Genomic DNA, 24723 nt, shown 5'->3' on the forward strand with positions numbered 1-24723 from the left:
GTTTATTAGTGTATTTTGTCACCAAAATTCGTGTATTGTTTGGATAGTTCTGAAAGTTCCGAAACTTCTCGTCGTTTTTCGTCGGCTGAGATGTTTAGAGCAAAACCGATGCCGAGAGAGAGGACGAGAAAAGAGGAACCACCTTGCGAAAGGAAAGGAAAGGTTACCCCAGTTTCGGGAATGATGCCGATTGCTCCACCAACGTTAATGAAAACCTGAATCAGGAGCATGGCACCAATGCCGATGGTCATCAAAGAATTAAATGGATTACGCGCACGGATTCCAACAAGCAAAATTCGAATAATCAAGAAAAATAGAATCCCTAAAATCAAAATTCCTCCGATCACTCCAAGTTCTTCAACAACAATGGCAAAGATGAAGTCGGTATGGGCTTCTGGAAGAAAGCCGTTTTTCTCAATGGAATTTCCTAAGCCACGCCCAAGCCAGCCTCCATTGACAATCGCATAATAGGAGTTGGCAAGCTGATGTCCCGAGTTTGCCAAATCAGAAAATGGATTAACAAAGGCTCGAAAACGGGCATTAACGTAAGAAATTTTTAAACCTGCAGGAATAATCTCTCCCCCTGTGACAAATAGGAGGGCGATAAAGGCGAAAACGAAAGTCAAAATCATTTTTCCATAGCCACTGAACCAGCGCCATGAAATCCCACTCGCACCAACCATGACCATGACAAGGAGTGCTAGAATAAGGGCATTCCCCATGTCGGGCATGATGATGTCTAAGCCAAGTAAAAGGACAACTGGTAGGCGCCACCCGCCAAACCAGCGTTGAACTTTGCTTTGACCTTTAAAAAGTTCTTGAATATCATGATTTTTAATGGCTTCTTGCTTTTCAGAAAAGACCGAGGCAAGATACCAAATGATAAACACTTTAGCGACTTCGGCGGGCTGAATCGTCCCAACTCCTGGAATTGGAATCCAACCATGCGCACCGTTTACTGGCGGGAAAATGAAGCGGGCAGCAATCAAAGCCAAAACAAGTATCGCTAGGATGAACAACAGCATCCCTCGATTTTTCAGAGCTTTGAGCTTTATCCGATAGATAATCGAAATGGCGACAAAGCTAAGCAACATGAATGCTGCTTGAGTGATGACCATGCGATAAGGGGACAATCCTCGTGCTAATTGGTAGGGAACCGTCGCTGAAAAAACCATTACAATCCCAATAGCTGATAACATCAGGTACGGGACTAGGATTGAATAGTTCAGGAAATTTACTTTTTTTAATCCGTTTCTCATTATTTATTTCTTCTCATTTTATTCATCTTCATTTTATCTTTTTAATTATATCATTTTTTTGAAAGTATTTTTTGTAAAATGAGTAATTTCGTCTTTTTCTTTGACAAAATATAAAAATTCCTGACATTTTTGCTGACAGGAATTTTTGGTTTTACTGACGGATTGATTTTTGATTTACGTCAGCATTTTCTCTGGCTTTTTAGATTTCGCGGTGCAAGGTGACGGCGCGTTCTTTGGGACAAAATTTCATGGTTTCTACTTTTTCAGGATGAGTAGCTTTATTTTTGCTGCTGATGTAATTTTTATTTCCACAGGAGCTGCAAGCAAGGGTAATTTTTATTCTCATGATAGGATGCTCCGTTTTCGTAAGAATTTACGGAAATTGATAAATGACCAGATGATGTTAATCACGACAAACAAGCTGGTACCAACAATCGCCGCACGATAACTGATGTAGCCAGCAATGGCTGAGCCGACGAGTGGGCCTGTAACCATGCCCAAATTTGAACTCATTTGTGCGTAAGCAAAAATTCGGCTGACGCCTTCTTTCGGAGTTATCTTGGAAAGAAGAGAATTTACTGACGGCATCAAAGCCCCTGTGCCAAAGCCCAGAAGGAAGCGCAAAATACCAAGTTGCAAGGGACTTTGAACCAGCGCCATTGGCAAATAGATTACAAAAGTGAATACCAACCCAATCAAAATCAGGCGGTGAGAGCCGTATTTATCGCCTAAGCGTCCTAAAAAGCTTGAAGAGAGCATCGCCGATAAGCCGACGGCCGAGACAATCAATCCTGAAATAAACATCAGATTTTCTGTGTTATTTGTCAATGTTTTGATGTACAAAGTGACAAACGGCTCAATAGACTGAGAAGTGATTTGAATAATGAATGTTGTCACCAACAAGCCAACCAAAATCTGTTTGTTACTCACTTTATTGATGATTTCTCTACTGGAGAGCATTTTATCTTTGGGAACAGGTTCAAAATGTTCATGCACAAAGAGAATTGTCAGCAAAGTCGTCAAAGCGAGCAAAGCGCCCACAATCAAAAAAACATTCGCCATACCAAACCATTGGGCAAGTAAACCGCCAAGTGACGGCCCTATTAAGCTTCCCGAAACCATTGCCGTAGCAAGCGTTCCTAGGGCATAGCCCGATTTGTCTTTCGGTGCTTGCGAGGCAATCATAGCCGTTGAATTTGGGATGTAGCCTGAGAAAAAGCCCATCAATAAACGCAAGCCGAGTAACCACCAGACATTCGGGACAAAGGCCAAGCCGCCCATCGTCAAAGTCATTACAACACTAGCGCGAACCATCATTACTTTTCGACCATGTTCATCAGCTAAGCGTCCCCAAATTGGAGCAACCAAGCCTGAAGCCAGAGCGGGCAAGGAAAAAGCTAACCCTGAATAGAGCTCAACATTTCCCCCGCGAACCCCTAGGCCCTGAATATACAAAGGCAGAAAAGGCATCACCAATGAAAAAGATGAACCGACAAAAAAGCAGCCAATCCATGTAATAAATAAATTTCTTTTCCAGTTAATTGTATTCGTTTTTCTTCCCTCTATTTCTCTCTATTTACCGCTAGCAAAGCCTCTTCAATCTGCTTTTTGAGCATTTCTAAACTTCCCGAATTATCCAAAATTCGGTCAGCAAATTTTCTCTTTTGCGCAAGTGGCATCTGCGCGTCAATTCGCTTTTTCGCTTCTTCTTTTGTAAAATGATTCCGCGCCATCAAGCGCTCCAATTGAATTTCTTCAGTGACAGTGACCAACCAAATCTCATCAAATCCGTCATAGCCATATTCTAACAGCAAAGGGATATCCATAAAAAGCAGTTGATTTACTGACGGAAGCTTGCGATATATCTTTGAGCCAGAGAAATTACTGACGGAATTTACATCAGCAATTTCTCTAGGCTTTTCGTCAGTATTTTCTCTAAAATCACGCTCAGCATTTACGTCAGCATTTTCTCTACCCAAAAATTGATCGCGTCTATGGTACAGTTCCTTACGAATAATCTCATCCTGTAAAAGCGACAGTTTTTCACGTTGCTCTCGATTTTCAAAAACCAAAGCCCCCAACTTCGCCCGATTTAATTGACCTGTTTCATCAATAAAATCAGAACCAAAGTGCTTTAAAATCGCCTCATAAAGTCTGCCTTGAGGAGCTTGCAATTCACGCACAACCTTATCCGCATCAATCACCTGATAACCCAGAGAAATCAAAAAATCAACCACCGTTGATTTTCCACTCGCAATTCCACCAGTCAATCCAATAACCTTTTTCATTCCTCTATTTTAGCACAATTTTTGACTTTGCGAAACTAAAAATAATAGTTTTTAACTATTAGGACTAATTTAGAATACAAAAAACCTGCCAGCAAAGCTAGCAGGTTCATTTAAATCTGAGTTAATCAAGAATTAGATGTTTGAAGTGTGCATTACTTCTTCATCATCAGTTGACAATACTTCGTGGAAGACACGTTCAGTCAATTCTTGTTTTTGTTCTGGTGTGAGGTATTTAGTGTTAACACAGTAACCAGAGATACGAACGATGACATCTTCACCGCGCATGATCTTGTCATAGACATCTTTAAGATCCATAACATTCAAGTTAACGTGTTGTCCAGCAAATTCAGTACCACCAATCAAAGCACCTGGAGTGAAGTATCCATCAAGGATTTGTACCAAGTTGTCCACTTGTTCGTCACGCGTTTTACCAAGGGCACGTGGAGAAACTTGAGTCGTCAGAGAGATACCATCATTAGCGTCTTTGAATTCCAATTTAGCGAGTGAACGAAGGTTTTGCAACCATCCACCTTTAGCCTTGTTAGATGGGTTAGCACCTGGTGAGAAGAATTCAAGTTTAGATTTGTTAACTGTACCATCTTCGTTGAGGAATACACCTTTGTGGACTGGAGAGTTACCAGTTTGTTTAGAGTAAGCCACGTTTGAAGTGATTGTCAAAAGTGAAACTGTAGCTTCAGCGTTCTTGTAAAGTTTGTGTGAAGCCAATTTTTCATGGTACATTTTCATAACCATTTTGGCGATATCGTCAGCACGGTCATCATCTTCACCATAACGTGGGAAGTCACCTTCTACTTCATAGTCGTAAACATAGCCGTTTTCATCACGGAGTGTTTTAACTTTAGCATATTTAATAGCTGACAATGAGTCAACAGTATTTGCGAATCCACAGATACCGAATCCCATGTTAATCCCAACACGAGTAGGCAAGAAGGCCATTTGAACAGCTTCATAGTTGTATTTGTCAGTCATGTAGTGGATGATATTCATGGCATCAACATAAGTGTCAGTCAACCAGTCCAATGATTTGTCAAAGTTAGCCAAAACTTTTTCATAATCAAGCACTTCATCAGTTACAGGTTCGATGTCAAATACTTTGTAGTCTTTATGAACGTCATCGTAACCACCATTGATACCTGTCAACATTGCTTTAAGCACGTTTACACGAGCACCGAAGAATTGGATGTTGTGACGAGCATCTTCTGATTCAGGGTCAAGTGGAGATACACAACAAGAGATACATGACATTTCGCCATAGCCATCTTTAGCCATTGTTTCAACACCTTCGTATTGGATAGATGAGTGTTTGTGGCTCATAGACATTGCATAACGTTTGAATGAGTAAGGAAGTTTAGAATCCCAAAGGACTGTCAAGTTTGGTTCTGGAGCGTTACCGATAGTATCAAGAGTGTTCAAGAAACGGTAGTCCATTTTAGTAACACGGTGACGTCCGTCGTTACCCATACCAGCCATAGATGTAGTGATGAATGTTGGGTCACCAGAGTAAAGTTCATCGTAGGCAGCAGCACGAGCGAATTTCATTGTACGAAGTTTCAATACGAAATCGTCAACAAATTCTTGGATTTCTTGTTCAGTGAATGTTCCACGAGCAAGGTCACGTTCAGCAAAGATATCAAGAACGATTGGCACACGTCCAAGTGAAGTTGCAGCACCGTTGATGACACGACATACAGCCATATAAGCAATATTAACCCATTGGATAGCTTCTTTAACGTTCATCGCTGGGCGTGAAACGTCAAGACCGTACAAAGCACCAAAGTTTACAACTTGTTGCAATGCTTGGTATTGCATATTGATTTCTTCTTTAAGACGGATGTTTTCTTCATTGATTTCAGTAATTGCATCCCATTCGCGAGCTTTTTCTTTCATCAAGTAGTCTGCACCATAAAGCGCAAGACGAGCATAAACACCAATGATACGACCACGTGAGTAAGCATCTGGCAAACCAGTTACTGTGTGAGCGTGGCGCGCTTTACGAATTGCTGAAGTGTAAGCACGGAAAATACCATCATTTACAGAAGTCATTGTTTGTGACAAAACATCGTGCAATTGAGGATCAACTGAAAGGCCATGTTCTGTCAAGATTTTTTCAGCAACACGAAGTCCACCTCTAGGCATGAAGTTCAAGCGGAAAAGTTCTTTGTTTTGCATCCCATAGATAAGTTCAAGTTCTTTATCATTAGGATCAACATAACCAGCAGGAATTTTGTCAATAGATGTCACAACATCTGTATCAAAAGGAAATCCTACTTCTTCATAATGTTCTTTTGTATCTTCAATAATTTTTTTTACTTTGAGCGTACGTTCAGTAGGCCCAGCAAGGAAGCTTTCATCACCGTCATAAGGTTTGTAGTTTTCTTGCACAAAACGAGTAATGCTCGCAACATCACGCCAATCTGTTCCTTTGAAACCTTCCCAGGCTTGTTCAAAGATGTTTTCAGTAACTTCGGTTTTCATTTTGAAAATCTCCTTCGTTCTTTCTGTTTCAAATTACACTATCATTATATCACACAGTTAGAGAATAGCAAACAGAAATCAAGAGAAAATGCAGTTTCTTTACTAATACAGTTTTCATTATTTTACTATCTGTTATATTAAATTTAAGTGTATTTTAAGTTTTTCACAAGCGAGTACCCTCAAAACGTTTATAACGTCTACATCAAGGGCATCCCTTTATATTTTTCACAAAGCTAAGTAAAAAAATTTATTCGCTCTTCATAGTTACTAAAAGCTATTTTTCTTCATAATTCAATAATTTTATCATAAACAAACCTTTTGTCAAAATGATGGGCAATTTCAATAACAAGAACTGGTAAATTCAAAATTAACTTTCTTACTTTATAGGCGTTCTCATCATCCAACGAAGCCGTAACTTCGTCAATTAGCAAAATATTCTTTTTCCGTAACAAACAGCGCGCTAACTCAATTCTCACTCTTTGCCCACCCGAGATGTTCTCGCCGTTATTCTCAATTTTTATGTCTAGAATATTTTCGAATTCACTAACTAGACCAACCTGTTCTAATGCAGAAAGTAACTCAAGCTCTGAATAGTCATCGTCAAATGTTAGATTATAACGAATTGTATCGTTGAATAAAAAGGGAGTTTGCGAAATTATTCCGATGTTATTTTGAAATTGTGAATACTTTTTATTTTCTTGAGTAACAACAGTAATTTCTCCCTTATCCACTGCTAACTCTTGGTTTATTAGTCGAAAAAGTGTTGATTTTCCAGAACCACTTGCTCCACGAATAAGATATTTTTTCCCCATTTCAAATATGTAAGTAAAATCGTGAAAAATAATTTTTGAAGAAAATGATTTATTTACACTTCCTACACAGAGCTGTTTAATTCCTTTAACCATTGGTAATTTTTCACCCTCTACTTCTGGAGTATCCAAGAGATTAAAAAACCGCTCTTTTGTGGTCTTCGCTTCCTGAAGGTACTGAATTTGGTATAAGATAGTTTGAATAGGTTGTGAAGCCTGTTGCGCTGCAACAAACATTGCAATAAGCGCTGCAACAGGAATATTTGCGCCATGCAAGTTCATTAAAAAGCCAATCACTAACGGAAGAACTTGTCCAAGAAAATTAGTCAAACCACGAAAAGAAAAAATTAAGTTGCTGGTATAAGCAGACCATTTTCTAGCATTTTCTCTCTCTTCTACAGCACTTTGGACACGGTTAATTGCTCGTTCTATTCCTTGATTATTTTTTAATGTTTGCCTTCCATTAACAGCATCCATAATTTTTTCTAATGCAACTCCACGTTTGGAATAATAAAGTTCTCCTAGAGCATTCAATCGTTTTCCAAGAACCATTTGAGGAATTGGGATGAGCAGGGATCCTAATATAAAAATCGGCCCCAAAATTATATTAGAGTAGATAAGGTAAAGAGCCGTCGTAATAAAAATAATCCCCCAGGTAAAAAGCATTCCCCAAGGCTCAATATAAGTTCCGTATAGAAATTCTAAATCTTGTGTCAACAATGAAATTTTTTCGGAATTTTTAAATTCCAATGAATTTTTTAAAATTCTTTTTAAAATAGTTTGATGTAAATTCACAAGGATAGTAGTCATCGAATAGTTTGTTGAAACATTGCTCAAAAAACTAATAAAATAGAGAATAATATAAATCAAAAAACCATATAATCCAAAATGTAACACATCACTCAAATCTGACTTGTTACTTAGATTCATCGCATTTTTGATAATGATAGGTTGAATCAAAACATAGGCCGAACTAATAACACTCATGAATATTAAAACAATTTTTGCTTTGGTCGGCAAAAATTTGAAAAGCTTTAACATTATTAACCTCCAAAAATCAAAAGAAGGAGATAAACTCCTTCAACTTTAGCAAATTGTATCACATTGATTGTTAAGAGGTTTGTTAGACGCTCTTGTTTTTTTATTCGTTTTATTTTGGATTACCTTCATTTTATTTCCTCCATTTTTAATCAATATCTAAAATATCATCATATAATTTTTGACTTGCAAACAAAGCTAAATTATTATAAATTTTAGATTTCATTATCTCACAGATAGCAGGCTTCTTTAGACGATTTGTTATCAAAAAAGAATGATTATTTTTACAATTAAAGTAAACTTTCCCATTAATAAGATTTGTTTGAAGTATGTATCTTGATAATTCCATACTTATTCAGCTTTCATTTTTATAATTGCATTATAAGCCTTATTTTTTAACCCGTCAATAACTTTCTTTAATTGTTTGATTATTTTATACAATTAAAACAATTAAATTTTCAATCATAACATATCTTTTCGGTGCAAAAGCCAAGTAATCCAACCACAAACTAAAATACCAATAATTAAAATTGCCCAAACCATCCATTTCATCGTTTGACCGGGAATAGGCACGTTCATTCCGTAGAAACCTACAATAACGGCAGGAATCCCTAAAACAAAAGTGGCCGAGGTCATAATTTTCATCACGATATTCAAATTATTACTGACAATGTTTGAGAATAAATCACGTAGGTTTTCAAGTAACTTCAATTGAATTTTTGTTTCTGTATAAGCTTGATCAGTTTCGACAAAAATATCATAAATCTTTTCAGCAAAGCCATCCTCGCCGTTTTCTCGCAAATAATCAATGAATCCTTGAAGTACTTGAATATTATTGTGCAAGGCATCTTCAAAATAGATTAAACTTGCTTGAATCGCAATCATATCAACAATTTGATCATTTTTGGTCGAATTTTTAATGCCTACTTCAAGCTTACGACGTCGCATCCGAAAATCACGCAGATAGTCGTGATAAGCGCGAGTCATCTGATACATCACTTGGAAAATTAGCTGATGTTTATAACGTTTGTTATCATATTCACGTCCAAAAATACTTTCATTCTCAATGTCATGGTTGAGCGCTAGGATAACAGACTCATTTCTCGTCCATACTAATGAATAAGGAAAAGTTCCAACCTCACCATAGCTAGAAACGGCTGGATACTGTAAGAGAATCAAGTTATTATCATTTTCATCCGTTTCAAAACGAGCGTTTTCGTAATCATCTAAAATTCCTCCCAAATAGTCAAAAGGAAAATCATAGTATTCCGAAATTTTTCCAATTTCTTCGCGAGTGGGATTGAGAACATAAGTAAAATTTTTCATTTCTGACGTTGAAGTCAGTTTTTTAGCACTAGATAGTTCGTAGTTTTTAATCATTGGTTAGTCCAGCTATCTCTTCTTTTTTACTGATCAAACAATTTTATTCTGCTCATCAGTCATATCCCAATTGTAGCAAATTTTTTTGATTTGTGTTTGTTTGATAGAAAAAGGATTGGACAAAAAAACTCTCCCGAAGGAGAGTTCTAACATCTTACAAAATTATTTTTTAAGGTTGTAGAATGCTTGGAGACCTTTGTATGTAGCCACTTCAGCCAATTGGTCTTCGATACGAAGCAATTGGTTGTATTTAGCCATACGGTCTGTACGTGAAAGTGAACCAGTTTTGATTTGACCAGCGTTAGTTGCAACAGCGATGTCTGAGATTGTTGAATCTTCAGTTTCACCTGAACGGTGAGAAACGATTGCTGTGAAACCAGCTTCTTTAGCCATTTCAATAGCTTCGAAAGTTTCTGTCAAAGTACCGATTTGGTTAACTTTGATCAAGATAGCGTTTGAAGCATTTTCACGGATACCACGTTCAAGGTATTTAGTGTTTGTAACGAAGAAGTCGTCACCAACGAGTTGAACTTTTTTACCAAGACGTTCTGTGAGGAGTTTCCATCCATCCCAGTCGTTTTCGTCCATACCATCTTCGATAGTGATGATTGGGTATTTAGAAACGAGTTCTTCAAGGTAGTCAACTTGTTCAGCAGCTGAAAGTTTTTTACCGCCTTCACCTTCGAATTTAGCATAGTCGTAAACGCCATCTGCATAGAATTCTGATGATGCACAGTCGAAACCGATCATAACGCCATCTTCACCAGCTTTGTAACCAGCTGCTTCGATTGCTTTAAGGATAGTTTCTACACCATCTTCAGTTCCTTCAAATTTAGGAGCGAATCCGCCTTCGTCACCGACAGCAGTTTCAAGTCCACGTTCTTTAAGGATTTTCTTAAGCGCGTGGAAGATTTCAGCACCCCAACGAAGAGCTTCTTTGAATGTAGGAGCACCAACTGGTACGATCATGAATTCTTGGAAAGCGATAGGAGCGTCTGAGTGAGAACCACCATTGATGATGTTCATCATTGGAGTTGGCAATACTTTAGCGTTGAATCCGCCAAGGTAGTTGTAAAGTGGAACACCAAGTTCATCAGCAGCAGCACGAGCAGCAGCGATAGAAACACCAAGGATAGCGTTAGCGCCCAATTTACCTTTGTTTTCAGTACCGTCAAGAGCGATCATTGCACGGTCAATAGCTTGTTGGTCAGTAACTTCATAACCGATGATAGCTTCAGCGATGATGTTGTTTACGTTGTCAACAGCTTTTTGAGTACCAAGTCCGTTGTAGCGAGATTTGTCGCCGTCACGAAGTTCAACCGCTTCGTGTTCACCTGTAGAAGCACCTGAAGGTACCATTCCACGTCCGAATGCACCGTCTTCAGTGTAAACTTCAACTTCAAGTGTTGGGTTACCGCGTGAGTCAAGGACTTCGCGAGCATAAATATCAGTAATAATTGACATTTTTGTCTCCTTATTATTTTTAAGTGCGTCTGCACTCTTAATACTCTTTGATTTTACTATTTTTTGAAAGATTTTTCAAGTGAAAATCTCTGTAAAGCTAAATTTCACAAGGTTTTGCGCTTACATTTTCGTTAAAACTAAATTCAACCTTAAATTCTTTCAAAAAAAAGGATTGGAAGAATCCAATCCAGTATTTTTATTCTGTTTCAATCAAGCCATAGCGACCGTCTTCACGGCGGTATACAACGTGTGTATCATTCGTATCAGCATCTGTAAAAACATAGAAATCATGCCCAAGCATATCCATTTGGAGGACTGCTTCTTCAGCATCCATTGGTTTCAAAGCAACGTGTTTTGTCCGAACGATTGAAACGTGATCTTCTGCCACTTCATCCGCTTTATCAAGTGGTGCAAACTCATCATTGAAAGCTTGACCAGTTGGAACAGAGTTACGAGGTTTACGGTTCATGCGTGTTTTATATTTGCGAATTTGACGTTCAAGTTTTTCTTCGACAAAATCAATTGAGGAATACATTTCTTGTGAAGTGTCCTCTGCACGTAAGGTGATATTTTTAGCTGGAAGTGTTACTTCAACTTTAGCACGTTTTTCAGTGTAAACTTTAAGATTAACATAGGCTGTCACTTCATGACCATCGTTGAAATATTTATCGAGTTTTCCGATTTTGTCTTCAACATAAGCGCGGATTGCATCGGTAACTTCGACGTTTTCGCCACGGATATTAAATTTGATCATAAGAGTACCTCTTTAACAGTTTTATTGGGTTTGTTGAGCCGTTAAACTGACTAATATTTTAAGAGCTTCAATTTCCTTTTCAAAACTGTCCTTTCCTTTATTTCTAATCTAATTATAACATGAAACAGCTTACATCTCAAATAATTTGTGTGATTTTAATTTTTTTATTAGAAGTTCCAATAGAGATTTGATCGCCAGCCTTGATTTCACCAGCGAGCAATTGTTCACTCAAGAGGTCTTCAACCTCTCTTTGTAAAGCTTTACGCAAGGGTCTTGCGCCATATTCTGCATCGAATCCAACCTCAGCAATAAGTTTTGTCGCTGCTGAAGTAAGTTTAATCTGAATATTTTGTTCTGCTAAACGTTTGATGAGAGATTTACTCATAATTTTCACAATTTGCTCAATTTCTTGCGCGTCTAATGAGTGGAAAACAATTGTTTCGTCAATCCGATTGAGGAACTCGGGACGATAATGGCGTTTAAGTTCTTCCAGGATTCTTGATTTCATAGCTGCATAGTCCGCCGTGATATCTTTCGCGCCAAAACCAACAGTTTTATCATCCCGAAGTGCTGTTGCACCAAGGTTTGAAGTCATAATGATAATAGTATTTCTAAAGTCAACTTTGCGTCCTTTAGTATCCGTCACAAAACCATCATCAAGAATTTGTAACATAATATTAAAGACATCGGGGTGAGCTTTTTCGACTTCATCAAGAAGAACTACTGAGTAGGGTTTGTTACGAACGCGCTCGGTTAACTGTCCTCCTTCATCGTAACCGACATATCCTGGAGGTGCTCCAATCAAACGTGAAGTGGAATGTTTTTCCATAAATTCACTCATATCGACCCGAATCATATTATCTTCGCTACCAAAAACACTATCGGCAAGTGCTTTTGCAAGTTCAGTTTTACCTACTCCGGTAGGGCCTAAAAACATAAATGAACCCATTGGACGACGGTTATCAGAAACACCTGAACGAGCTCGTCGAATTGCTCTTGATACTGCTGAAATTGCTTCTTCTTGCCCGACGACACGTTTGTGCAATTCTTTTTCCAAATTGATCAAACGATCACTTTCTGATTTAGTCATTTGGGTAATTGGAATACCTGTCAATGTGGAAGCAACAGCAATGACGGCTTGATCGGTCACTTCTTGTGCTTTATCTGAGCGAACGGAAAATTTAGCAAGTTTATCGGCCAGTTTCTTGGCTACTTTTTCTTTTTCTCGCGATTTTTTGATGTCCAATTGAACGACAGCATCGGATAAGTCCTTTTGGGCCTTTTCCAATTCTTCTTCGAGTTCGATGCGTTTTGTTTCTTGATTTTTCACTGAAATTTTGACAGAAGCTGCTGCCTCATCTAATAAATCAATTGCTTTATCTGGTAGACGACGGCTGGTCATGTAGCGAATGCTTAACGTCACTGCACTTTTGATTGCTTCATCAGTAAAGAGAACGTGGTGATAGTCTTCAAATTTTTCACGTAATCCTTGCAAGATAGCAATCGCTTCGTCTGCACTTGGTTCATCCACATTGATTCTTGCCAAGCGACGTTCTAAAGCTTCGTCTTTTTCAATATATTTTTGATATTCGTGATAGGTTGTCGCACCGACCATTTGGAAATCACCACGCGCAAGAGCGGGTTTTAAAATATTTGCTGCGTCATTGACAGAATCCATTCCGCCACCAGCACCAATGATGGTATGAAGTTCGTCAATAAAGATAATCACGTTGGGATCGCTGCTCACTTCTTCAACAATCGCTGTCAAACGATCTTCAAATTCACCACGGAATTTGGTTCCTGCGACAACTGTGGCCATATTGAGTGCCATGATTCGACTATTCATCAAACCGATTGGAACTTGACCTTTAACTATTCTTTGAGCGAAGCCTTCAATAATTGCTGATTTCCCAACTCCCGGTTCACCAACCAAAACAGGATTATTTTTAGTTCGGCGACTGAGAATGTGAATCAAACGATCAACCTCAGCTTCACGTCCAATCATTGGATCAAGCTTTCCTGCTCGGGCTGCTTCGGTCAAATCTGACGAAACTGAATCCAAAGTTGGTGTCGTACTTGTCGCTGATACTCGCTTGGAGAGATTACGCTTGGACATTGGTGTGACTGCCTTTTTCGTTTCAGGTGTCTTCAGACCAGTGCGTTTTTCAAGCTCTTTGCGCAGAGAAACAATATTGATTTTTTGTAATTTCAATAATTGTAGGGCAAAGCCATCTTCGATTTGAAGCAATGCATATAATAAATGCTCTGTTCCCAAAATTTTTGCTTCGTTGTGGAGGGCTAAAACTCTTGCTAATTCAAGAACTTCTTTGGCTCTTGGTGAGAATTCCAAATCTTTGCGTGCAGTGCTGACATGACTGGATAAGTCTTCCAAATCAATCAATAAATCTGCTGAATCAACATTTGCTCCAGCAAGCAAGCTGTAAGCAATTGAGCCTGAAACGGTGGTCATTGCTGCTAAAAGATGGGCGCTCTCAATAGCACCATATTGGTACTGATAAGCGTATTCTGTTGCTTTTTCTAAAATTCGTTCTATGGTTGAGGTATAATTTAATTTTTCAAATTTCATCATCACGATCCAATCTGTTTAAGATACTTTTCATCATTGTAGCACGTGTAAAGGGGCTAATAATTCCGTCAGTAATCACTAACAAAAGTAAATTTCCTTCACGTTCCGTCAGTACTTTCTCGTCAAAAAGAAGCTGAATGATGTCATGAGCCGCCTTGCTTGAGAGATTGGCTGGAATTTTTTGATACAAAGCGGTCAGAAATTCATGGCGCGCTGAATATTGATACTTCACAATCTTAATATATCCGCCACCGCCACGCTTAGATTCAACGTCAAAACCTTTTGATGCTGTAAACCTTGTCTTAATCACATAATTGATTTGGCTAGGCACTACATCAAATTGATTTGCCAAATCTGCCCGTTTGATTTCGATTTCTTGTGCTTCTTCCAACAACTGTCTCAGGTAAGCCTCAATAATATCAGATGTATTTTTTTGAGCTGGCATCATTTCATCCTTTCTTTTCTAAAAATATACTTTGACTATTACTGACTATTATACCCGAAAATGTCTTTTTTTACCAAAGATAGTACTTTTGATGCAGAGAATTTACTGACGTATTTTTTCGTCAGTAAAATAAAAAAACCGTCAGTAACGGCTTCTTTATTCTTTTTCAAATTAGTCAACTTTGACAATTTTAATCGTCATTTCACCGACAGGCAAAGGAACTTTTACAGTATCGCCAACTTTTTTACCAATCAAAACACGAGCAATTGGTGATTCGTTAGAAATTTTACCTGTGAATGGATCCGCTTCAGCCGTACCAACGATTTGATAAGATTCTTCGCTCGTTTCACCTTCTTCAATGAAAGTCACTTTTTTACCGAGCGCAACTTCGTCTTTGGCGATTTTTGCGTTATCCACGATTTCAGCGTAGCGAATCATCGTTTCAACTGTTGAAATACGGCCTTCAATGAAAGCTTGTTCATCTTTAGCTGCTTCGTATTCTGAGTTTTCAGAAAGGTCACCGTAGCTACGTGCGACTTTGATGCGGTCAATAACTTCTGGACGTTTTACGAGTTTGAGGTTTTCAAGTTCGCCTTTTAATTTATCAAGACCTTCTTTGGTCATTGGGAATGTTTTTTCCATTTTATTTATCCTTTTTTTTAAACTTTTTTATGTAATAAAATCAATCTAAATTTCTATTTATTAATCTTATCATTAACATACTTTTGAACGTTGGCATTTTGCTCATCCAGAGTTTGGGCAAAATAAACTTTTCCTGTTGTCACATCGGCAACAAAGTAAAGATAATCATTATCCGTTGGCTTGAGCACTGCTTCAATCGACGACAGACTCGGGCTATCAATCGGTCCAGGACCAAATCCTGTATTCAAATAAAGATTGTAAGGTGAATCAAGATTGGTATCAATTGTTGCATCTTGTTCCAGCGTTGTTTTTTCACCAAGTTGACCTTGGGCATATAAAACAGCTGAATTCGATCCCAAATCCATTCCTGCATTCATACGATTGAAGAAGGTTCCAGATACATTACGACGATCGTCATCATTATTGGCTTCTTTTTCAACTAATGCAGCCAGACTCAATACTTCATTTACAGAAAGATTTTTAGAAGCTATTGTATCATAGTAAGGTGTTAATTGGGCATTCATTGCTGCAATCATATTCTCAATGACGCTCTCAACCGTTGATGATTTGGTGTAATCATACGTCGCTGGGAAAAGATAGCCTTCTAACTGGTATTTTACGCCAGATTCTTTTGTGGGTAAGCTCGCAAAGAGGTTAGGATAAGCAGCAGCCATTTTGGCAATGAAAGCTGGGTCTTGTACCGTTTTCATAAATTCTGCCGTTGTAAATGGTGTTTTTGCTTTTTTCTCTTGGCTGTTGATTGTTATGGCTTTAGAAATTTGCTCCAAAGTATAACCTTCTGGAATCAAAATTTTACCTAATGTCGGAGCAACTGGTTTTTCTGTTCCCCCTTTTTCCAATTTTGAGGCAATCGTTGACAAGCTCATATTGGGGGCAAGGTTATAATAGCCGCTCTTGAATTCTGTGTAATTTTTAAATTTTGTATAGTACTGGAAAATCATTCCATTTTTGATGATTCCATCGCGCTGTAAGATTTCACCAATCTGCTTGCTACTGGAGCCTGCTGGAATATCAATGGCTTTCATCGTTTGATTATTTTTATCTAAGGGTTCAACGCCTGATTTCACGTAGTTATAGCCATACCAGCCTGTACCACCGATAACCAAAATCAAAAGCACGACAATAACAGCGATAATTTTACCAGCTGTGACGCGTTTTTTCTTCTTATCTTTTGGATTTTTCTTTCCCTTGGTGGTCATATTTACTGTTCGAGGCGAACGAGTACTTTTTGACGAAGTTTGACGGCGTGAATTTTCTTTCACTGCGTCGACTTCTGGAAAAGAATCATTTTCGGCCGTTTCAAAAGCAGCTTGAGCTGAGCTGAGGCTTTCTTTTTGAAGCGAATTTTCTCTAGAAATTTCAGCTGCACTGTCAGTCTTAGTTTCACCCACACGGCTGTTTTCTTCGGCTTGGCGACGAAGGGTTTCAATTTGCTTGCGGGCTTGTGTTCTAGAATAATGAACGCCTGCTTGCGCCTTCATGGCTTCTAAAGTCATAGCTTCTAGTTTCTTTTGCAAGGAACCTTCAGAAGTTGTACTTTCTCTAACTCCTGAATTTGGGCTGATTTCGTCTTCCTCATCTTTGGGAAAATCAAAAACAGGGAGTTCAAAGGGTTCAAGCTCTACTTTTCGTGGTTCAACTTTACGTGATTCCACCTTGGGCGTTTCTGCACTTCGTCTATATTCTATAGAAGGAGCTGATTTTTCATCTTGTTGGCGACTATCAAGTGCTGGAAACTTGGTTTCTAGTTTTTTTGCCGATTCTTCTTCGAGTTGTCGTAAGATTTTTTCTTTAAAACTTTCACGGGAAAATTCGGTAGTATTTTTATCAACCAAATCTATTTCTCCTTATGATGATTGAACTTTCGTTCAATGATTAAATAATTGCTTTTTCTCATTGTAACCGTTAAGAGGATCTTTTACAAATGATACGCAAATATTCATAAAAGTGAGGCCCTTTGCCTCACTTTTATGCAGTTTAGTCTTCATCAGTGTCGTCTGAATCATCGTCATCGTCTTCAACGTCGATTTCGACATCTTCATCTACATTGTCAAGTTCAACCTCAGCAAGTTCAGCATCGTAAGCAGCAACGTCATCTTTGTCTTCATCTTCCGCTTGGGCGTCATAAGTCATGTCGTCTTCTGTTGTTTTTGAGCTTTCTTCATCTTCTGGGTCGATCTCGTCTTCAATACCAAAAACGTTAACTTTGCTGCGTTTTTTAGCTGGTTTTTCTTCTTCATCATCTTCGATTTCGTCAAGGGCAATGACTTCTTCGTCGATTTCATCGATGGCGTACCATGAGCGAAGCGCCCAAACGTTATTTCCTAAAGGAATAAAGCTTCCGTCAGTATTGATTTCAGTATAAAAACGGGAAATATTAGCTTTGATTTCATCGTCTGATTTTTCCAAGTAAGTTTGAATTGCTTTGATGATGTCAGAAAAAGGCATTTCTTTGCCGTTTTGTTCCAACAAAGCGTGGGCAACTTCAATCATTGAAAGTTCTGAGATTTTTTGTCCTTCTAAGGCTGTAATTTTCAAGTTTTTACTCTCTTTTCATCTAGGGTGTGAGTGTGCTTGTAATGAAAGCGAACTCAGTGCTGATTTTTCTTTTTATAGTTTATATCAAATTTGGCTTGCTGTCAATATTTTACTGTATTTAAAGCCAAAAAATTCTGTCATTTGGACTGATTTTTAAAATCAGGGCGTTTTGACAGAAATAGGAACTTGCTGTTCAAAAAAAATTAGTAGTGCATTAAGACTTTATAGTCATAATTTCCAATTTTTTCACGTCCTTTGAGGTCGTCAAGTTCGATAAGGAAAGCACATCCAACAACGATTCCGCCCATTTTTTCAACGAGTTCAATGGTTGCTGCAATTGTTCCACCTGTGGCAAGCAAGTCATCAACAATCAAGACACGTTGACCGGGTTTGATGCTGTCAGAGTGCATGGTAAGTGTATCTGTACCATATTCTTTTTCATAAGTTGCTTCGATGACTTCACGAGGAAGTTTGCCTGGTTTGCGGACGGGTGCAAATCCAACACCGAGCGCAAAAGCAACGGGACAACCAATGATAAATCCGCGGGCTTCAGGGCCGACAACCATGTCAATCTCTTTATCTCTGGCATATTGGACAATTTCTGTGGCTGCGTAATTATAGGCATTTCCGTCAGCCATCAAGGGACTGATATCACGAAAAACAACGCCTTCTTTTGGATAATTTTCAATTGTAGCGATATAATCTTTTAATTCCATGTTTTTTTTACTGACGAAAAAGCGTCAGCGCTCCTTTTTTTCTATAAGTTTACTTTCGTCAGCATTTTCTCTGAGAGAATTTACTGACGGATTTCTTTTTTCAAATGCGTCAGTATTTTGGTCGCGAAGTAAGCTTATTTTTCGATTAGTTTTTGATAAATTTCTTGGACGGGAGCTAAAGCAAATAATTCTTGTAGCTTCACAATCTCTTGTAATTCTTGATAAATGGTACTTTCGGAAATTTCATGTTTTTCTGCCGTTTTGTTGACGGTCATTAACCCATTTTCAATGGTAACAAATTGAAGTTCTTCAAAGATCTTTATCATCTTGACAAGCAAAAGTTGAGGAATTTTCAAATAATCACAAAGCGCACCCAGTTTATAACGAATGTCAAACTCTGGAAATTGATAAATGGCCTTGTATAATTTGGCGAATTGTTCGCGTGTTCCACCACCAGTCAGATAGTAGCTGTTTGCAATTTGATTTTTGAAATAAATCATCTTCAAATCTGTGGCAAGCGCCTGCTGAACTGCTGTTTTTAGAGCGGTCAGACCAGCTAAATCTTCTGGTGCTTCTGCAATAACAAGCACATCTTCCATTATACCATGTTTTAGTTGATTTTGAGCAAAAACAATCGCATCTTTTGGCAAATTTATTTGTCGGCTTCGAAGATCTAATAATTCGATGCCAACAGCTGCAGCGTCTGCAACCATCAACTGTAAGGTCGTGTTGCCATTCCAACTGTTACTCGAAAGGGTGACGGCCAATTTGGTTTGGGCTTGTTCAAATTCTAAATCCTCATTGCCATGATGGAAATAAACGGCCTCAACTTGTTGTTTTTCTTGGACAATTTTGAGTTTGAGGTGGCTGTTTTCCTTGCCCATGCTCCGGCTTTGGAGGACTTGATAATTTTCCACCAAAAAATGAGGTTTAGGATTGCCCATGCCAAAAGGCGCTAATTTTGCTAAAGCATTCAATGTTTCCAAAGAAAGTTGATCCAAGTCACAGCTTCCTGCAAGTTCGAGCGGACTTTTCCCAGACATATCAATCGCATTTTCTGAAATATAATCCAGCATAGCTTGTTTGAGCGCAGGGACATTTTCCACAGCTATCGTCATTCCCGCCGCTTGTTTATGCCCGCCAAAGGCCATGAATAAGTCGCGGTGTGGACTAAGTGCTGCAAAAATATCAAAAGCTGCAATCGAACGGGCCGAGCCACGTAAAATTCCGTCCTCCTCCGCCAGCATAATCACCGGTTTGTGGGTTTTTTCCAACAAACGTCCCGCAACAATCCCCAGAACGCCTTTGTGCCAGTCCTTGTGATACAAAATTTGCACAGGCTCGTCAGTCAGCATCTCAAGGGCTTGTTCGTAAATGTTTTCAACGATTTCTTTACGTTCTTTATTTTTTTCGTCAATCATTTTGGCGATATCGTGAGCTTCATCTTCGTCCCAGCCCGTCAATAATTCGATAGCGGGGTTAGGATCATCAAGGCGCCCAAGCGCATTGAGGCGAGGGGCGATTTGAAAACCGACGGTTTCTTCGGTGACTTTATCAAAATCCACACCCGCATATTTCATCAATTCTTGCAGGCCGGCACGTTCGGTCTGAGCCAAAATTTTCAAGCCATGGGCGACCAACACTCGATTTTCATCCGTCAAACTCACCATATCAGCAATCGTGCCAATGGCAACTAAATCAAGCATTTCACTTGGCACATATTCAAGCAACGCACAGGCCACTTTGAAAGCCACACCAACACCTGCCAAATATTTGAAAGGATAAGCCGCATCTGGATGTTCAGGGTGGATAATGGCATAAGCCTCAGGCAATTTTTCAGGCATCGCATGGTGATCGGTCACAATAACGTCAACACCTTGCGCCTGCGCCCAAGCAATGGGTTCAGCTCCCGCGACTCCGTTGTCCACGGTGATAATCAAATCAATCTTTTCATTACTGATAAAATACTGATAAACTTCCAGATTTGGGCCATAGCCGTCAGTAAAACGGTTGGGCAAATAAACTTGGCTTTCAGCGCCCAGTTCATCCAAAGCTGTCTTCATCACCGATGCCGCTGTCATCCCGTCAGCATCATAATCCCCGTAAATCAGGATATTTTCGCTCCGTTCAATCGCAAGTAAAATGCGTGCCGTGGCTTTTTCCATGTCATGTAATAAAAAAGGATCATGGAGATTTTCTAAATTTGGATTCAAAAAAGCCTCTAGCTGTGCAGCATCCAAAATCCCTCTTTGTTGCAGAATTTGGCTGGCTAATTTGTCCAATTTGTATTTTTTGGTTAATTTGAGGAAATCCTCTGACGGCTCAACTGTTTTGAGCTGCCAATCATATTTTGCTCTTATCATTTTTTATTCTCATCATTTTTTTCATGCTCAACTTCCTTATTTTAGCATAAATCAGTCAAAAGAAAAATCCCTTCATTCAGGATTTTTACTTAATTTATAAAATTTTACTGACGAATTTTTTATGACGCAAAAGGAGAAAAAACTCCAACAGCTTCCACATTTTTCTGAAAGAAAAAGAGTAAAATTTGGTGTGAAACAATTACGTCAGCATTTTCTCTGACCGTTTTTGTGTGAAACAATTACGTCAGCATTTTCTCTGGCAATTTTTGTGCAAATAATAGCGTCAGCAGCTGAAATTGTCTTTTATCTTGAATTTTTAAGATTAAAAAACGTTTTCTGACTCGTCTGAAGGTCGAATAAATTCAGTGTTTTTCTTCAGCTGATGGTGGTTGTCATTTATTTTATGGAACAACTCTCTAATTTTGTTGAACATCTTGCGCTCCTCCTTTGGTTGATAAAAAAATTATAGGTTATTTTTATCAAAAGAAACTGAAGCGAAAATGTGATAAAACTTAAGATTTTTTGCGAAACTTCCCGCACATCAGTCCATTTATTTGAAATTAAAAAATCGACTTGATAAAAAATCAATAGCTGAAGGAAAAATTCCACGCAATTTCGCTACCAGAGCAAGCGTCCACGGCAAATTAATCTCACGCTTGCGCTTGCCCAAATTGCTCACAATCTTATCCGCAACTTTTGAAGCAGAGATCGCATTTTTCCCAACTTTTTTCAGATAGTCTGGATTCGCCTTGTGAAATTTGGTGCGCACAGGACCAGTATTGACCGTTGTCACAATCAAGTTAGGTCTTTCCATACGCAAAGCATCTGAAAAGGCTAGTATTGCTGCCTTTGTCGCTGCATAGATTGTTGCTTTTGCTGTTGGCAATTTTCCTGCAATTGACGCAATATTAACCACTTGTTGCTCCGGCTGGAGTTGTCTCGTCAGCTGGATGGGCATGAGCGTATTGATTACAAATTGCTCCGTGATTTCGGCATCCGTCAACTCTTCGAGCGATTTAAAAAGTCCAAACCCCGCATTATTGATCAAAATATCGCAAGTCATCATTTGTTTGCCACTCAATAGTTCATCATTAGTCAGCAAAGTGACCCCTGCTAAGTCACCATATAGCTCCAGCAATCTTTCTCGACTGCGTGACACTAAAATTAAGTGCTCAGCTGATAACCTTTTAACTATTTCTTGAGCAATGTCACCCGTTGCTCCCGTTATCACAATTTTTTTAGTTAATTTTTTCTTCATGCAAATCTCTCGCCACAAAAGTATTCGGATGAATGGCTTGGGCTTCTTTTGCCAATTGCCCCACCAAAGCACCAACATAGCGCGCACTGATATGAGTCAGCAAAAGTCGCTTCACACCAGCTTCTTGGGCAACATCTGCCGCTTGTTTTGAGGTTGAGTGACCATGGGCGCGCGCCATTTTACTCTCACGAGCCTCATAGGTCGCCTCGTGTACCAGTAAATCAGCCTGCCAAGCCAAACGGACTGCCGCACTCGTTTTTCTAGTATCCCCTAAAATCGTGACAATTTTTCCTGCTTTATCTGCGCCAATATAATCTCTTGGATCAAAAATTTTGCCTTCAAACTCGACTGTTTCCCCTTTTTTGATTTTTCCAAAAAGAGGGCCAAATGGTAATCCAGCAGCTCTCAAGGCCTCTGCATCCAGCTCACCGACACGATTTTTTTCAACTACTCGATAGCCCAAACAAAAAATGGTATGATCCAATAAATCCGCATAAACCTCGAAGCTCTCGTCCTCAAAGATTTTTCCCGCCTGATTAAGTTCATGAAAATGAATCCGATAAGCCAAACGAGAACCTGAAAGCTTCAAACTCGTCATCACAAAATCTTTGATTCCAACTGGCCCATACAATTCGAGATCAGTTTGTTCATCACTACTTTGAAAACTTCTGCTTGACAAAAAACCTGGCAAGCCAAAAATATGATCCCCGTGCAAATGAGTGATAAAAATTTTCGTGATTTTGCGTGGTTTAATCGTTGTATTTAAAATCTGGTGCTGCGTTGCTTCTCCGCAGTCAAACAGCCAGTTTTCATTACGCTCATCCAGCATTTTCAGCACAATTGCCTGTGTATTTCTTGATTTTGACGGCTGACCAGCACCCGTCCCCAAAAATTGAATATCCATTGAACCTCCAGCTCTAAGTATTCTCAGTAGTTGAGGGCTTTTCGCCCAAATTTGAGAAATGTTTTATTGAATAAGAAAAAAATTGTGAGTTATCCCTCACAATCCTTCCCGATATAAATTAGTGACCCGTGCTGGGCTCGAACCAGCGACCCTTTGATTAAAAGTCAAATGCTCTACCAACTGAGCTAACGAGTCTTGTTAATATGGTATCCCTCACTTGGTAGCAAGGTTGCAAACTGCGTTTGCTTTATCCGCCACCTTGAAGCAGTGCTTCAAGCCAACTGAGCTAACGAGTCTTGTTAATATGGTGTTATTTTCACAACGTAATACATTATATCATAAACAATTTTAAAATTCTACTATTTAATAAAAGTAGCGCCATTTTAGAATTTTTTCTCAAAATATTTGGCACAAAAATAATAAAAACTGCTTAACAGAGCGGTTTATTTACATTATGAAATGCGTCCGGAGGGAATCGAACCCCCATCTCAAGAACCGGAATCTTACGTGATATCCATTACACTACGGACGCGCTACAATCACTTTATTTTACCTAATTTCAAAAAAAAATGCAAGAAGAAACTCATTAAAATAAGAAAAAGCTATCTAAAGATAGCTTTCGTTTATAAACTATTTACTTGCTTTAATCGCAGATAAAATCTGAGTGCGTAAATCTTCAGCTCCTTCAGCGCCTCCAGGCAAGAAAATTGTTGAATTTCCGCTCGCAGCAAACTGATTCAAGGTATCTAAATATTGGTTAGTCAACAAAATCGCCATGATTTGTTCTTCGTCAAGCGAAACGCCCAATTTTTTAATTTCGGTAATTTGTTGCGCCAAGCCGTCAACGATGGCTTTACGTTGCTCTGCAATCCCGACCCCATGCAGACGATCTTTTTCAGCTTCGGCTTCAGCAGCAGTAACAACTTGAATTTTATTGGCATTCGCAAGCATTTGTGAAGCATCTTGTTTACGTTGTGCCGCATTGATTTCATTCATTGATTGCTTGACTTCAGCGTCAGGTTCGACTTTGGTGATCAAAGTCTTGACAATGATGTAACCATAAGTTTGCATTTCTTCAGCAACTGTTTTTTGTACTTCTAAGGCAATTTCATCTTTTTTCTCAAAAACATCATCAAGTGTCAATTTTGGCACAGCAGAACGTAAAGCATCTTCAATGTATGCCTTGATTTGTTCACCCGGATTCATGAGTTTATAGTAAGCATCTTTGATTGATTCTTCGTTGACCCGATATTGTGTCGCAATGTTCATGGTCACAAAGACGTTGTCTGCCGTTTTTGTTTCCACAGTCATCTCCGTTTGCAACAAACGCAACTGGATTCGCGCAGCTAAGCGATCAATGCCCCACGGTAATTTCAAATGAAAACCAGGGCCCGCCGTCGTTTGATACTTCCCAAAGCGTTCCACAATTGCTACTGTTTGCTGTTTGACCACAAAGACAATCGTACTCAAACTGAAAATCAAAATGAGCAAAACAACTGCCAAAACAATCAAAGGAAAAATAATAATGTCCATAAGAAAATCTCCTCTTTTTCTTCCAAAACCGCTGACGGAAATTAGCGACAATAACTTTTACTAAAAGACAAATTTTTTCATTTCGTCAGTAAATTAGGAGTTTTCGTCAGTATTTTTTCTATCTGGATGAGAATCCGTCAGCAAATTCTCTAGCCGATATTTCTCCCAATTCAACCCTTTAGTAATCGTTTCCATCATTTTACCACTTTCAAACTTGTAAAGCAATAA

19 protein-coding genes and 2 tRNA genes are annotated in these 24723 nt (G+C 38.8%); all 21 read right to left on the reverse strand.

Features of this window, described 5'->3' with window-relative positions; all coding sequences use genetic code 11:
• Positions 1-5 precede the first annotated feature (5 nt).
• The 21 genes from EQJ87_RS03835 to EQJ87_RS03940 all read right to left on the reverse strand — a co-directional run bounded on the left by EQJ87_RS03835 (position 6) and on the right by EQJ87_RS03940 (position 24495).
• On the reverse strand, positions 6-1259 hold the full coding sequence (locus EQJ87_RS03835; protein ID WP_130123418.1) for an FtsW/RodA/SpoVE family cell cycle protein: 1254 nt from the start codon (positions 1257-1259) through the stop codon (positions 6-8).
• Positions 1260-1458: 199 nt separating this feature from the next.
• Entirely contained in the window at positions 1459-1605 is a 147-nt protein-coding gene (rpmG, locus tag EQJ87_RS03840; protein WP_130123419.1) for a 50S ribosomal protein L33, read from the reverse strand.
• Positions 1602-2825: a multidrug efflux MFS transporter gene (locus EQJ87_RS03845; RefSeq protein ID WP_130123420.1), complete on the reverse strand. Its 1224-nt coding sequence runs from the start codon at positions 2823-2825 to the stop codon at positions 1602-1604. Before EQJ87_RS03845 ends, rpmG begins: the two co-directional genes overlap by 4 nt.
• Positions 2822-3547 (reverse strand): dephospho-CoA kinase, encoded by a 726-nt coding sequence (gene coaE / locus EQJ87_RS03850; RefSeq protein ID WP_130123421.1) that lies wholly within the window; start codon positions 3545-3547, stop codon positions 2822-2824. The genes EQJ87_RS03845 and coaE overlap by 4 nt, the downstream gene beginning before the upstream one ends.
• Before the next feature lie 132 nt (positions 3548-3679).
• Positions 3680-6043 (reverse strand): formate C-acetyltransferase, encoded by a 2364-nt coding sequence (gene pflB / locus EQJ87_RS03855; RefSeq protein ID WP_130123422.1) that lies wholly within the window; start codon positions 6041-6043, stop codon positions 3680-3682.
• 284 nt (positions 6044-6327) lie between these two features.
• On the reverse strand, positions 6328-7893 hold the full coding sequence (locus EQJ87_RS03860) for an ATP-binding cassette domain-containing protein (RefSeq protein ID WP_130123423.1): 1566 nt from the start codon (positions 7891-7893) through the stop codon (positions 6328-6330).
• A 459-nt stretch (positions 7894-8352) separates the two neighbouring features.
• Positions 8353-9270 (reverse strand): magnesium transporter CorA family protein, encoded by a 918-nt coding sequence (locus EQJ87_RS03870; RefSeq protein WP_190289036.1) that lies wholly within the window; start codon positions 9268-9270, stop codon positions 8353-8355.
• A gap of 162 nt (positions 9271-9432) precedes the next feature.
• Entirely contained in the window at positions 9433-10734 is a 1302-nt protein-coding gene (eno, locus tag EQJ87_RS03875) for a surface-displayed alpha-enolase (RefSeq protein ID WP_130123425.1), read from the reverse strand.
• 196 nt (positions 10735-10930) lie between these two features.
• Positions 10931-11488, reverse strand: coding sequence for a ribosome hibernation-promoting factor, HPF/YfiA family (hpf, locus tag EQJ87_RS03880; protein WP_130123426.1), 558 nt, complete (start codon positions 11486-11488; stop codon positions 10931-10933).
• A 136-nt stretch (positions 11489-11624) separates the two neighbouring features.
• Positions 11625-14075 carry an ATP-dependent Clp protease ATP-binding subunit gene (locus tag EQJ87_RS03885; protein WP_130124585.1) on the reverse strand — a complete coding sequence of 817 codons (2451 nt, stop codon included), beginning with the start codon at positions 14073-14075 and terminating at the stop codon, positions 11625-11627.
• Positions 14065-14520 (reverse strand): CtsR family transcriptional regulator, encoded by a 456-nt coding sequence (locus tag EQJ87_RS03890; protein ID WP_130123427.1) that lies wholly within the window; start codon positions 14518-14520, stop codon positions 14065-14067. The genes EQJ87_RS03885 and EQJ87_RS03890 overlap by 11 nt, the downstream gene beginning before the upstream one ends.
• A gap of 171 nt (positions 14521-14691) precedes the next feature.
• Positions 14692-15162: a transcription elongation factor GreA gene (greA, locus tag EQJ87_RS03895; RefSeq protein ID WP_130123428.1), complete on the reverse strand. Its 471-nt coding sequence runs from the start codon at positions 15160-15162 to the stop codon at positions 14692-14694.
• A 53-nt stretch (positions 15163-15215) separates the two neighbouring features.
• Positions 15216-17018: an endolytic transglycosylase MltG gene (gene mltG / locus EQJ87_RS03900; protein ID WP_190289037.1), complete on the reverse strand. Its 1803-nt coding sequence runs from the start codon at positions 17016-17018 to the stop codon at positions 15216-15218.
• A gap of 142 nt (positions 17019-17160) precedes the next feature.
• A complete protein-coding gene (gene rpoE / locus EQJ87_RS03905) occupies positions 17161-17721 on the reverse strand; it encodes a DNA-directed RNA polymerase subunit delta (RefSeq protein WP_130123429.1) in 561 nt (186 codons plus the stop codon).
• A gap of 203 nt (positions 17722-17924) precedes the next feature.
• Positions 17925-18437 (reverse strand): adenine phosphoribosyltransferase, encoded by a 513-nt coding sequence (locus EQJ87_RS03910; protein WP_130123430.1) that lies wholly within the window; start codon positions 18435-18437, stop codon positions 17925-17927.
• Between the two features lie 134 nt (positions 18438-18571).
• Entirely contained in the window at positions 18572-20800 is a 2229-nt protein-coding gene (gene recJ / locus EQJ87_RS03915; RefSeq protein WP_130123431.1) for a single-stranded-DNA-specific exonuclease RecJ, read from the reverse strand.
• A gap of 550 nt (positions 20801-21350) precedes the next feature.
• A complete protein-coding gene (locus EQJ87_RS03920; protein ID WP_130123432.1) occupies positions 21351-22058 on the reverse strand; it encodes an SDR family NAD(P)-dependent oxidoreductase in 708 nt (235 codons plus the stop codon).
• Positions 22039-22962, reverse strand: a complete 924-nt coding sequence (gene rnz / locus EQJ87_RS03925; protein WP_130123433.1) for a ribonuclease Z — start codon at positions 22960-22962, stop codon at positions 22039-22041. Before rnz ends, EQJ87_RS03920 begins: the two co-directional genes overlap by 20 nt.
• Before the next feature lie 122 nt (positions 22963-23084).
• A tRNA-Lys gene (locus tag EQJ87_RS03930) sits at positions 23085-23157 on the reverse strand.
• Between the two features lie 265 nt (positions 23158-23422).
• Positions 23423-23494, reverse strand: a tRNA-Arg gene (locus EQJ87_RS03935).
• A 98-nt stretch (positions 23495-23592) separates the two neighbouring features.
• Positions 23593-24495, reverse strand: coding sequence for an SPFH domain-containing protein (locus EQJ87_RS03940; RefSeq protein ID WP_190289038.1), 903 nt, complete (start codon positions 24493-24495; stop codon positions 23593-23595).
• Between the last annotated feature and the right edge of the window lie 228 nt (positions 24496-24723).

The sequence above is a fragment of the Lactococcus sp. S-13 genome, from assembly GCF_004210295.1.
Classification (GTDB): Bacteria; Bacillota; Bacilli; order Lactobacillales; family Streptococcaceae; genus Lactococcus.